Origin of the sequence: Roseateles sp. NT4 (assembly GCF_051857475.1) — a bacterium.
Lineage (GTDB): Bacteria > Pseudomonadota > Gammaproteobacteria > Burkholderiales > Burkholderiaceae_C > Pelomonas.
In genome coordinates this window covers 1,102,402-1,114,916 of sequence record NZ_JBPZGZ010000001.1, presented here as the reverse complement: position 1 = coordinate 1,114,916, position 12,515 = coordinate 1,102,402, and the positions used below count along the sequence as shown (strand labels likewise).

General features: G+C 67.6%; 7 protein-coding genes. 4 read left to right on the top strand and 3 right to left on the bottom strand.

Features of this window, described 5'->3' with window-relative positions; all coding sequences use genetic code 11:
* The first annotated feature begins 7 nt into the window (after positions 1 to 7).
* The 3 genes from glgX to ACS5PN_RS05220 all read left to right on the top strand — a co-directional run bounded on the left by glgX (position 8) and on the right by ACS5PN_RS05220 (position 4,436).
* On the top strand, positions 8 to 2,098 hold the full coding sequence (gene glgX / locus ACS5PN_RS05230; protein WP_439462877.1) for a glycogen debranching protein GlgX: 2,091 nt from the start codon (positions 8 to 10) through the stop codon (positions 2,096 to 2,098).
* A complete protein-coding gene (malQ, locus tag ACS5PN_RS05225; RefSeq protein WP_439462876.1) occupies positions 2,095 to 3,603 on the top strand; it encodes a 4-alpha-glucanotransferase in 1,509 nt (502 codons plus the stop codon). The genes glgX and malQ overlap by 4 nt, the downstream gene beginning before the upstream one ends.
* A gap of 161 nt (positions 3,604 to 3,764) precedes the next feature.
* Entirely contained in the window at positions 3,765 to 4,436 is a 672-nt protein-coding gene (locus tag ACS5PN_RS05220; RefSeq protein WP_439462875.1) for a PEP-CTERM sorting domain-containing protein, read from the top strand.
* A 47-nt stretch (positions 4,437 to 4,483) separates the two neighbouring features.
* Here the strand turns inward: ACS5PN_RS05220 and ACS5PN_RS05215 are convergent, their stop codons facing one another.
* The 3 genes from ACS5PN_RS05215 to ACS5PN_RS05205 are packed head-to-tail and all read right to left on the bottom strand — an operon-like array spanning position 4,484 to position 9,566.
* Positions 4,484 to 6,313 carry a glycoside hydrolase family 13 protein gene (locus ACS5PN_RS05215; protein WP_439462874.1) on the bottom strand — a complete coding sequence of 610 codons (1,830 nt, stop codon included), beginning with the start codon at positions 6,311 to 6,313 and terminating at the stop codon, positions 4,484 to 4,486.
* Positions 6,310 to 7,908 (bottom strand): alpha-amylase family glycosyl hydrolase, encoded by a 1,599-nt coding sequence (locus tag ACS5PN_RS05210; RefSeq protein ID WP_439462873.1) that lies wholly within the window; start codon positions 7,906 to 7,908, stop codon positions 6,310 to 6,312. The genes ACS5PN_RS05215 and ACS5PN_RS05210 overlap by 4 nt, the downstream gene beginning before the upstream one ends.
* Positions 7,909 to 7,913: 5 nt before the next feature.
* Positions 7,914 to 9,566: an alpha-amylase family glycosyl hydrolase gene (locus tag ACS5PN_RS05205; RefSeq protein WP_439462872.1), complete on the bottom strand. Its 1,653-nt coding sequence runs from the start codon at positions 9,564 to 9,566 to the stop codon at positions 7,914 to 7,916.
* A gap of 116 nt (positions 9,567 to 9,682) precedes the next feature.
* On the opposite strand from ACS5PN_RS05205, the gene ACS5PN_RS05200 reads away from it, so the two are divergent.
* A complete protein-coding gene (locus ACS5PN_RS05200; protein ID WP_439462871.1) occupies positions 9,683 to 12,460 on the top strand; it encodes an alpha-1,6-glucosidase domain-containing protein in 2,778 nt (925 codons plus the stop codon).
* Positions 12,461 to 12,515: the final 55 nt, after the last annotated feature.

The window sequence follows — 12,515 nt, the reverse complement described above, 5'->3', positions numbered from 1 at the left end:
GTAGTCCATGGCTCATCTGCCTGATCTGCAACCCGGCTGGCACGAGCCGCTGGGGGCGCTCGCCCGCGATGGCGGCGTCAACTTCGCCGTCGCCAGCGAGAACGCAACGCGCATCGAGCTCTGCGTGTTCGACGGCGAAGGCCAGCGCGAGCTGCGCCGCTACGAACTGGTGGGCCCGCACGACGGCGTCTTCCACGGTTTCTTGCCCGGTGTTGGCCCCGGCCTCGTCTACGGCCTGCGCGCCCACGGCCCCTATGCGCCCGAGCAGGGCCACCGCTTCAACCCGCACAAGCTGCTGCTGGACCCTTACGCCCGCGAGATCGTCGGCCACTTCGGTTGGCGGGCGGAGCACCATGGCTACGAACTGGGCCACCCGGACGGCCCGCGCTCGCTGGATCACCGCGACAACGCGACTCAGGCGCTGAAGGCGCGCGTGGCGCCTGCACCGGTCATGTATTCGCGGGCGCACCGGCCGCGCCGTACGCCTGCCGAGGTCGTGCTCTATGAAGTCCACGTCAAGGGCTTCTCCAAGCTGCTGCCCGGCGTGCCGGAGGAGCTGCGCGGCACCTACGCCGGCCTGGCGCATCCGGCTTCCATCGCGCACTTCAAGCGGCTGGGCATCACGACGCTGTCTTTGCTGCCGGTGCATTACTGCATCGACGAGCCCCACCTCGCCGAGCGTGGCCTGCACAACTACTGGGGCTACAACACCCTGGGCTTCTTCTGCCCGGACCCGCGCTGGGCCAACGTCTCGCACCGGAACGACCCCACCGCCGTGACGGCCGAGTTCCGCCGCATGGTGGATGCGCTGCACGAAGCTGGCCTCGAGGTGGTGCTCGACGTCGTCTACAACCACACGCCCGAAGGCAACGAGTTCGGCCCGACGCTGAGCTTCCGCGGCCTGGACAACAAGACCTGGTATCGCCTCGTCGCCGATGACAGGAGCCGCAACGAGAACCTGACCGGCTGCGGCAACACCGTCAACTGCGCCCATCCGCGCGTGACCCAGTTCGTGCTGGACTCGCTGCGCTACTGGGTGGCCGAGATGGGCGTCGACGGCTTCCGCTTCGACCTGGCGCCGGTGTTGGGCCGCACGAACCAGGGCTACGACCCCAACGCCGCCTTCTTCACGGCGCTGCGGCAGGACCCGGTGCTGGCCGGCGTGCACCTGATCGCCGAGCCCTGGGACGCGGCCTATGACGGCTACCAGGTGGGCCGCTTTCCGGGCCGCTTCCTGGAATGGAACGACAAGTTCCGCGACGCCGTGCGCGGCTACTGGCTCCATGGTCAAGGTACAGCCGGGCCGGGCATTGGCCGCGGTGAGCTGGCGCGGCGCTTCATGGCTTCGAGCGATGTCTTCCACCATGGCCAGCGCCTGCCGACGGCCTCGGTCAACTTCGTCGCCGTGCATGACGGCTTCACGCTCGCCGACCTGACCAGCTTCAGCAGCAAGCACAACCACGCCAACGGTGAAGAGAACCGCGACGGCCGCGACGGCGAGCTGGCCGCCAACTTCGGCGTCGAGGGCCCGACCGAGGACGTCGCCATCAACGCCACGCGCGAACGTGTGCGCCGTGCGCTGCTGGCCACGCTGCTGCTGGCCCAGGGCACGCCCATGCTGTGTGCCGGCGACGAGATCGGCAATGGCCAGGGCGGCAACAACAACGCCTACTGCCAGGACAACGCCATCACCTGGCTGAACTGGGACCAGGCGGAAGGCCGCACCACCGAGCTCGTCGCCCAGCTGCTGGCCCTGCGCGCTGCCGAGCCGCTGTTGCGCCACCCGCGCTGGTTCGCCGCCGGCCCCGGCGAGGCCAGCATCGCCTGGTACGCCCCCAGCGGCCACGAGATGACGCCGCATGACTGGCACGACGCCGGCCAGCGCGCCTTCGGGGCCCAACTGCGCGAAGCCGATGCCGCATCGCCACGGCTGATGATCGTCTTCAACCCCGACCCGGCGCCTTTGCCCTTCCTGCTTTGCAACGGGCCCTGGCAGCTGGTCTTGGACAGCAGCGGCGAGTCCGCCGCGCCCCTCGTTCTTCCCGGCCAGCCGCTGAATGTGCCGGCCCGCTCCCTCCTCGTGCTGAGGCATCAATGAACCTGAACCAACGCTCCTCCGGTGTGCTGCTGCACATCACCTCGCTGCCCGGCCCGCATGGCATGGGCGACTTCGGTCCCGATGCCTACCGTTTCATCGACTGGCTGCAGTCGGCCGGCCAGAGCGTCTGGCAGCTGCTGCCGACGACGCCCATCGGCCCTGGCGACAGCCCCTACCAAGGCGTGTCCGCCTTTGCCGGCAGCCAGTGGATGGTGGCCCTGGAGCCGCTGATCGCCAAGGGCTGGCTGACCGAGCCGCAGGTGCCCGCCTTCAACGGCAGCCTCATCAACTATGGCGAGGTCACGCCCTGGCGCGAGCAGCAGTTGCGCGCGGCGGCCAAGGGCTTCTTCGCCAATGGGGTAGATGCCGACCGGATCGCCTTCGCCAAGTGGTGCCTGGAGGCACAGAGCTGGCTGGACGACTATGTGCTCTTCATGGCCATCCGCTCGCCACTGAACGGCCAGCCCTGGTGGGAGTGGCAGGAAGGCCTCAAGAAGCGCGAGCCCAAGGCCATCGCCCAGGCGCGCAAGGATTACGCCGACGAGATCGCCTTCTGGCAGTTCGTGCAATGGCAGTTCGACGTGCAGATCGCCGCGCTGAAGGCCTATGCCAACGAGCGCGGCGTCCACCTCATGGGCGACCTGCCCATCTTCGTCGCCCACGACAGCGCCGACTGCTGGTCGCGCCCCGACCTCTACTACCTGGACAAGGACTTCCAGACCACGGTGGTCGCCGGCTGCCCACCTGACGACCTCGGCCCGCTGGGCCAGCGCTGGGGCAACCCGCTCTACCGCTGGGACAAGATGGCCACCGAAAACTACGCCTGGTGGACTGCGCGCGTTCAACGTGCATTGACCCAGGCCGACGTCTTCCGCATCGACCATTTCCGCGGCTTTGCCGGCTACTACGAGATCCCGGCCAGCAGCCCCGACGCCACCAAAGGCCAGTGGCTCAAGGGCCCGGGGATGCCGCTCTTCGATGCCATCAAGAAGGCCCTCGGCCCGCTGCCCATCGTGGCCGAAGACCTCGGTTTCATCACCGAAGACGTGAACGAGCTGCGCGACGGCTGTGGCTTCCCCGGCATGAAGATCCTGCAGTTCGCCTTCGGTGCCGAGGGCGACCACGAGTTCCTGCCGCATATGTGGCCCACCACCTCAGTGGCCTACACCGGCACCCACGACAACGACACCGTGCGCGGCTGGTGGAACCAGGCCAAGCCCCGCGAGCGCGCCTTTGCCGGTTCCTACCTCGCCTGCAATGAGCAGGATGTGCACTGGGCCATGATCCGCGCCTGCGCCAACTCGGTGGCCAACATGGCCGTCTATCCGCTGCAGGACGTGCTCGGCCTGGACAGCCACCACCGCATGAATGTGCCCGGCGTGCTGGGCGGCAACTGGGGCTGGCGCTTCCACTGGGGCATGCTGGGCAGCGAGCCCGCCCGCGTGCTGGGCTTGATCACCGCGGCGTCCGGCCGTGGGCCTTTCGAGCTGCTGCGCCTGCCCTGAACGGCTGACTCCTGCCCTGATCCCCGCAGATCGGGGGGCGTTTTGGCCCCCCTAGGATCATCAGTTTGGCCGCTTGGACGCGATTACCTGCCGGTACCTTGACTAGCATTTGCGGGTTTTCACCGGGCACCTCGCCCGGTGTCCAGGAGGGAAAGCAAATCATGAAGTTGAAGACTCTGGCCGCCGTCGCGGCTCTGTTCGTTTCCGGTGTGGCCAGTGCTGCCATCGTGAACGTCAACGCCGGCACGTACACGCTGAGCTATGACAACGCCGCCGCCAGCGATTTCGTGCTCGGTTCGGTGACCGCCGCCGGCTTCGAATGGAGCTTCAAGGACGTCAGCGTGCAGTCCTTCAGCACCGGCACCGTGACCCAGAACCTGCTGCTGCCCCAGTTCACCGTGACGGCGAACAGCGGCTGGAATCTGGGCAACACGCTGACCAGCTCGGCTGGCAATGTGGTGTTCTTCGAGGCTGGTGCTCTGGCCTCCACCAGCCTGACGGCCGGCGGCACGCTCAGCGTGCTGGGCGGTGCGACCACGGTGCTGCCGCAGACGGCGCTCAGCAAGTCGGGCACCACCAGCGGCTACTACTTCGGCTCGACGTCGAGCGCCCTGAACGATGCCACGGCCTTCACGGTCAAGGACGTCAAGCTGGTGCTGACGGCCAATGCCGGCGCGGCCAGCTTTGCGGCCATCACCGGCCAGAGCCAGAACAAGCTGTCCTACTCGTTCACGGCCGAAGCCGTGCCGGTTCCCGAGCCGCAAACCTACGCGCTGATGCTGGCCGGCTTGGCTGCCGTCGGCCTGATCGCCCGCCGCCGCCAGCCGCGCTGATCGGCAGTCGCTGCATGAAGAAGGGCTCCGCAAGGAGCCCTTTTTTCTTAGCGCGAGATCTCGAGGATCAGCGGGCTGCGCGCCGGCGCGGTGAGCGTGGCGCCGAGCTTGAACTCGCGGCCACCCAGCACGTCGCGTGCATGGTCGCCCGCCGCCAGGCGTTCGCTGAAGCGGCCCAGCGCCAGCTCCACCGGCTTGCTGCCCTTGTTCAGCACCACCATGACGGTGCGGCCACCGCCGTAGCGGAAGAAGACATAGCAGCCCTCCAGCGGCGCGTACTGCATCAGCGCGCCGTCGTGGATGGCGGCTGATCCCTTGCGCCAGTTGAAGAGGCGGCGTGTCCAGTCCTGCATCTCGCGCTGCTCGGCCGTCAGGCCTGCGCCCGTGAAGGCGTTGACCGCGTCGCCGGTCCAGCCGCCGGGCATGTCGGCGCGCACGCGGCCGTCGTCGCGCTCGACGGGGCTGCGCATCAGCAGCTCGCTACCGTAGAAGAGCTGGGGGATACGGCGCGTCGTTGCCAGATAGGCCAGCGCGATCCGGGTCAGGCCGATGTCGTTCTTCAGCAGCGAGAACAGCCGTGGCGTGTCGTGGTTGCCGTCGAACAGCACGAGGTTGGCCGGGTCGGGGTAGACGAAGTCATGGGCCAGGCCTTCGTAGAGCTTGGTCAGGCCGGTGTGGGCGCCGTCTTCCTCGGTCAAAGCGGCCAGCAGATTCGTCTGCAGCGGGAAGTCCATCAGGCTGGGTGCATACGACACATAGCCGTCGTGGTTCTTCTTGCCGCGCTGCCAGTAGGACACGACGGCGGGATGCGGGCTCCACTCCTCGCCGACGATGTTCAGCCGCGGGTACTCCTGCATGACGCGGGCCGACCAGCGGGTCAGGAAGTCGCGGTCGGAGTAGGAGTAGGTGTCGGTGCGGATGCCCGACAGGCCGTAGCGCTCGATCCACCACAGCGTCATCTGCGTCAGATAGGTGGCCAGTTCGGGGCGACGCTGGTTGAGGTCGGGCATGCCGGGAACGAACCAGCCGTCGGTGAAGCGCTTGCGGTCTTCGGCCGAGGCGTAGGGGTCCTGCAGCGTCATGCGGGCGTGATGCGTTTCCGTGTACTGCGGCCAGGCATTGACCCAGTCCGGCGCCGGCAGGTCGGCCATCCACCAGTGCCCGCCGCCGATGTGGTTGAGCACGACGTCCTGGATGACACCGACGCCCTTGGCCTTGGCTTCCGTGACGAAGGCGCCGAAGTCATCGTTGCTGCCGAAGCGCGGATCGATCTTGTAGAAGTCCGTCGCCGCATAGCCGTGATAGCTGTAGTGGGCGCTGTTGTTCTCGACCAGGGGCGTCGGCCAGACCTGGGTGAAGCCCAGGCCGGCGATGTAGTCCAGGTGCTGGCGCATGCCGGCCAGGTCGCCGCCGTGGCGGCCGCCGGGCTCGTCGCGGTGAATGCCTTCCTTCATGTCGGCCTGCCGGCCGCTGCCCCCCTGGGCAAAGCGGTCGGGCACGACGAGATAGATGGCGTCCTTGGGGCCGAAGCCCTGGCGCTGGGCCGAGCCGGGCGCACGGGCCAGCAGCGGGTAGTGCAGGGTGCGGCCGGCGACGGTCAGGGACAGCTCGCCGGGCTGCGTGCCGGGCGCGATGTCGAGATCGATGAAGAGGTAGTTGGCGCTGGAGGCGCGGTGGCTGCGTTGCAGCGTCACGCCGGGGTAGGGTGCCAGCGTCGGCTGGGCGTCAGCGATGCCGGCGCCGTGCAGCATCAGTTGCAGGGAGGTGTCGCGCATGCCGACCCACCAGTTCGGTGGTTCGACGTGATCAAGGCCGGCGGCCAGGGTGTTCAGGCTCATCAACAGGGTGGTGGTCAGGGTGATCAGGGCTTTCTTCATGGCGCTTCCAGTCGGTAGACGCGCAGCGAGAGCGGTGGCACCGTGGCGCGCGTGCGGGGCGCGGCGGCAGCCTTGGGATAGAGCGGGCGGGCGCGGGCGGGCAGCTCGATGGCGGCCGGCGTGTCGCCATAGTTGATGGCGACGAGGACGCGCTCCTTGCCCTGCACGCGCTGGAAGCTCCACACCAGGCCTTCCACCTTGTCGGCTTCGTAGCGCCCCAGGGTCAGCGCGTCCGAAGCGCGGCGCATGGCGATGAGCTCGCGGTAGAAGTTGAACAGCGAGCCGGCGTCGCGCTGCTGGCTTTCGGCGTTGTGGGCGCTGCGGTTCAGGGCCAGCAGGCGAAAGGGCTGGGTGTTGGTCGTGAAGCCTCCGGCGGACGTCCAACTCATCGGCGAGCGCAGCGGATCGTCGCCCTTGCCGTCGATGCCCGCCTGGCCGATCTCCTCGCCGTAGTAGACGAAGGGCGTGCCAGGCAGCAGCAGATAGCTGGCCGCCGCCAAACGGTAGCGAGCCTCATCGCCGTGCAGCTGGTCCCAGACGCGCTGGCCGGTGAAGATGTCGTGGTTGTGCAGGAAGGTCGCCATCGTCGGTGACATGGCCCGGTAGTAGTCGGCCATCTTCTGCACGGCGGCCGCGTCGCCCTTGGCCGCCTTGATGATTTCGTAGTTCTGGTTGAAGGCGAAGGCGCCGCCGCACAGGTCGGGGTTGCCATAGGCGATGGGCTCAGCCGTGGCTTCGCAGACGACATAGCGGCCGGGATAGCTCTTGATCAAGTCCTGGAAATGCTTGGTCAGGGCTCGGCTCTCGGGCTGGTCGTTCCAGTCCTTGGCGTTGTTCTCGATCAGATGCGGCACGGCATCCAGGCGGTAGCCGTCCAGGCCACGGTTGAGCCAGAAGCGCATCGAGTCCTCGTGGTACTGCACGACCACCGGATTGCGCATGTTGAAGTCGGGCATGTGGGGCCCGAAGGTGCCGAAGAAGATGTCGGGCGAGCCGGGCTGAACAGCCGGCAGGTCCTTCCATTCGCCGGTCCAGGTCCAGGGCTTGGTGGCGGCGTCGTACCAGGGGTATTTGCCCCAGATGTCCCAGCCCGGGCCAGGGTTGGTATTCCAGACGAACCAGTCGCGCCAGGGGCTGGCACGATCCTTCAGTGCTTCCTGGAAGGGCGGGAACTGCCAGGACGCATGGTTGATGACGTAGTCCATGACGATGCCGATGCCGCGCTTGTGGGCCTCGCGGATCAGCTCGTCGAAGTCGGCCAGCGTGCCGTACTGCGGCTCGATGTTGCGGTAGTCGCTCGTCGCGTAGCCGTGGTCGTGGTCGGAACTGGCCGTGATAGGCATCAGCCACAGGCCGCTGACGCCGAGCTTCTTCAGATAGTCCAGTCGCTGCGTGAGGCCGCGCAGATCGCCAATGCCGTCGCCATTGCTGTCCTGGTAGCCGCGCACGAAGACTTCCATGAAGACGCCGTGCTGCCAGTTCGCGGGCAGGGTGCTGGCCTGCGGCTGGGCAGGCACGGGGCGGGTGTCGACCTGGGCTGCCGCGGGAAGGGCCAGCGCGGTGGCGATGGCCGTGCAGATGAGGTGCTTGATCATCATGTTCAACGGAGGACGTAGACGCGCAGGCTTTGCGCGGGCACGGCAATCTGGGCCGTGCCTGTGGCATCGACCTTGATATCGGCAGCGCCCAGCTTGCCCTCCAGGATGGCATTGCTGGGCAGGTTCGGGCTGCTGGTCTGGGCCGCGCTGGTGCCGAAGTTGATCGCAACCACGACGGTCTGGCCAGCGAAGAAGCGCTGGTAGGTCAGCACCGTATCCACGGCGGTGCCGTACCAGAGCGCGCCGTTGCGCAGTGCGGGCAGGGTGTTGCGCAGATTGAGCAGGGCGCGGTAATGGTTGAGCAGCGAGTCCGGGTCGGCCTGCTGGGCGGCGACGTTGTTGGTGGCCGCGTTCGATGCCAGGGCGCGATAGGGTGCGGCGGTGGAGAAGCCCGCGTTGGCGGCGGTGGACCAGCTCATGGGCGTGCGGATGGCCGCGTCGCCACTCAGCGAGGTGGCGCCGCGCATGCCGATCTCTTCGCCGTAATAGATGAAGGGCGTGCCGGGCAGCAGCAGGTAGGCGCTGGCGGCGAGCTTGAGCTGGGTGAGGTCGGCGTTGAGTTGGTCGGCAGGGCGCAGGCCCGCAAAGCTGTCGTGGTTGGACAGCATCGGCGCCATGCCTGGCGTGGCTGTCTTGAAATAGTTGGCCAGGCTGGCGACGGCCGAGACCTGGCCCTTGGCCGAGCCCATCAACGCGTTCTGCAGGTCGAACGCGAAGGCACTGCCGCAGGCCGACGGGGCGCCGAAGCCCTGCGGGTCCGCCGGGCCCTCGCACACCATGTAGCGGTTCGAATAGCCGTTCAGCAGCACGCGCATCTCGTTCATCAGCGTGTAGTTGCGCGGCTGGTCTTCCCAGGCGTTCGGCCCGTTCTCGACGAGGTTGCCGACGGCATCGAAGCGAAAGCCATCGACGCCGCGGTTGAGCCAGAAGCGCAGCGTGTTCTTGTGGAAGTCGACGACCTCGGTCTTCAGCAGGTTGAAGTCGGGCATCTGGTCCCAGAAGGGGGCGTAGTAGGCGCCATTGGCCGTGCTGCGCCAGGGGTTGCCGCCATAGATGCTCCAGCCCGTGGGCGCCGGGTTCTGCCAGACATACCAGTCGCGCCAGGGGTTGGTGGCCGAGTCCTTGGCGTTGACGAACAGCGGGTGCTGGCCGGCGCTGTGGTTCATCACGTAGTCGAGGATGACGCCGATGCCGCGCGCATGCGCCTGCTTGATCAGCTCGTCCAGGTCGGCCAGCTTGCCGTAGGCGGGCTCGATGTCGCGGTAGTCGGCCACCGCATAGCCGTGGTCGCCATCCTGGCTCTTGGTGATGGGCATCAGCCAGATGCCTTTGACACCCAGATCCTTCAGATAGTCGAGGCGGCTGGTCACGCCGCGCAGGTCACCGATGCCGTCGCCGTCGCTGTCCTGGTAGCTGCGCACGAAGATCTGCATGAAGGCGCCGAGTTGCCATCCGTCGGGCAGGGCATAGCCGGGGTCGGCCGCGACGACGGTGCTGACGTCGGGGGCTGGCAGCGGTGCAGGCGCTGGAGCGGGGGTTGGCGCAGGGGCAGGCGAAGGGCTGGGAGCGGAGCCGCCGCCCCCGCCGCATGCCGCCAGCGCTGCTGCCGCAAGCAGGGCCGCGGCGATCGAAAATTTGTCTCTAGAGCTGTTCATGTAATCAAACTACTCATTTGTTTTCGGGAAGCATAGACCCGTCTCCATGAAATGCGCTAGAGGGATTTGCAATCATGTAGTTTTGCTACTATTCCAAAAACGCAAAGGAGACCTTGATGCCCGTCCGTCCCATGCTGTCGCTGCTGTTGGGCCTGACGCTGGTCGCCACGGCGGCGCGAGCCAGCGATCTGGACGACTGCAATGCGGAGGTTCCGCCGCCGGCACCGGCCGCGCGCCCCTCGGCCGAGGGCTACTGGCTGGACGCAAGAACGCTGCAATGGCCGGGTTTGAAGCTGCAGGCCGGCGAGAGGCTGCGGCTGTATCACGCCAGAGCAGCGGGACTGAAGCCGAGGGTGGGTGAGGTTGTCGCCGGTGCTGATGGCGTGGTGGAGCTGCAGCCGAGCGCGACACCGCTGCCCACGCGCTTTCGCTTCATTGGCGACGGGCCGCGTGTGGCCGTTCCGGCCAGCGCCGATGTCGCGGCCCTGCTGCGCGAGCAACTGCTGTTGGTGCACGAGGCGGCCGATGGGCGCGTCATCGCGGCGACCAGCGTGCAGTTGCCGGGGGCGCTGGATGATCTCTATGCCGCTGCCGACAAGGTCGATGACCTGGGTGTCCATCCCACCCGCGCCCGGACCCGCTTTGCCGTCTGGGCGCCGACGGCCCAGCGCGTGCTGCTGTGCCGCCATGCGGGCGCCGAATCACCGGCCATCGCCGTCGATGCGATGCGCCAGGACGCCGCCACTGGCGTCTGGCGCGCCGAGCTGCCGGGCAACCTGAGTGGCCAGTCCTATCGCTACCTCGTCGATGTCGTGACGCCCACGCATGGCCGCGTGCGCAATGTCGTCACCGATCCCTATTCGGTGGCGCTGACGGCGGACTCGCGGCGCAGCGTGGTGGCCGATCTCGCCTCATCGGCACTCAAGCCCAAAGGCTGGGATGCGGCGCCCCGCCCCAATCGCGTCAAGGCAGCGACCGACCAGGTCATCTACGAGCTGCATGTGCGCGACTTCTCGGTCAGTGACGCGACGGTGCGGCCGGATTGGCGCGGCAAATACCTGGCCTTCACCGAGGGCGGGTCCAATGGCATGAAGCACCTCCAGGCCCTGTCCAAGGCCGGCCTGACCGACGTGCATCTGCTGCCCGTCTTTGACCTGGCCAGCGTGCCCGAGCGCGGTTGCAAGGTGCCGACCGTGCCCGATGCACCCGCCGACAGCGAGGCTCAGCAGGCCGCCGTGATGGCGGTGGCGGCCAACGACTGTTTCAACTGGGGCTATGACCCCTGGCACTTCAATGTGCCCGAGGGCAGCTATGCGACCGATCCGCACGAGCCGACGACGGGCCGCTCCCTAGGCGGTTCGACCCCCTCGGGGGGCGGCGATGCGCATTTGGCGTCGCCTGGGGGCGTCTTTCGCCGTGTTGTCGAGTTCCGCCAGATGGTCATGGCCTTGCACAGCGCCGGCCTGCGCGTGGGCATGGACATGGTCTACAACCACATGGCTGCGGCCGGTCAGGCTCAGAAGTCGGTGCTGGACCGCATCGTGCCGGGCTACTACCACCGCCTGAACGCCCAGGGCGAGATCGAGCGCTCAACCTGCTGCGACAACACGGCCACCGAGCACCGCATGATGGCCAAGCTGATGATCGATTCGGCGGCCCTGTGGGTGCGCGAGTACAAGATCGATTCGATGCGCTTCGACCTGATGGGGCACCAACCGCGTGAGGCGATGGAGCAGCTGCAGCAGCGCGTCAATGCCGAGGCCGGCCGGCCGGTGCAGTTGCTGGGCGAGGGCTGGAACTTCGGCGAAGTCGCCAACGGTGCCCGCTTTGTGCAGGCTTCACAGCTGTCATTGAACGGCAGCGGCATTGGCGCCTTCAGCGACCGCGCGCGCGACGCCATCCGGGGCGGCGGCGCGGGCGAGGGGGGGGACGACAGCGTGCGCCGCCAGGGCTGGCTCAATGGCCTGGTCTATGCGCCGAATGCCTTGGGCAACGGGAAGCCTGAAGAGTTGCTGGCCGCTGCCGACATGATCCGCGTCGGCTTGGCCGGCTCGCTGCGCGGCTATGAGCTGACGACCTGGCGCGGCGAGAAGAAGCGCCTGGACGCCATCCCCTATGGCGACCAGCCGGCGGGCTTTGTCAGCGAGCCCGGCGAGGTCGTCAACTACGTGGAGAACCACGACAACCAGACCCTGTTCGACGTCAACACGCTGAAGCTGCCGCTGGCCACCTCGCGCGACGACCGGGCCCGTGTGCAGATGCTGGGTGCGGCCTTCGTCGCCTTCAGCCAGGGCGTCGCCTATTTCCACGCCGGTCAGGACATCCTGCGCAGCAAGAGCCTGGACCGCAACAGCTACGACTCGGGCGACTGGTTCAACCGGCTGGACTGGAGCTATCGGACCAACCATTTCGGCACCGGTCTGCCACCCCGGCAGGACAACCATGGCCAGGACGGCCGCGATTGGGCGCTGGCCCGCGAGCGCCTGGCCGACCCGTCAATTGCACCCGGCCCGGCCGAGATCGCCTGGGCGCGCGACGTCTTCCGCGACCTGCTGAAGATCCGCGCCAGCACGACATTGCTGCGCCTGCCGAACGCCGCTGAGATCCAGAAACGCGTCAGCTTCCCTGGCAGCGGTGCGAGCCAGAACCCGGTGTTGATCGCGACACGCATCGACGGTCGTGGCCTGGCCGGCGCGCGCTTCAAGGCGGTGATGACGCTGATCAATGTGGCGCCGACGGCGCAGGTGCTGGAACTGCCCGCCGAAGAAAGTCAGCCCTGGGTGCTGCATCCGGTGCAGCGACATGGCGCCGATCTGCGCTCTCGGGGCGCCCGCTATGCCGCCGGGCGCTTCGAAGTACCGGCGCGCAGCGCCGTCGTGTTCGTGATGGAGTAAGACGGGCTCAGCGACCGCGCAAGCCTGTCGTGTTAGGGCTGGATGCTGCCCGGTT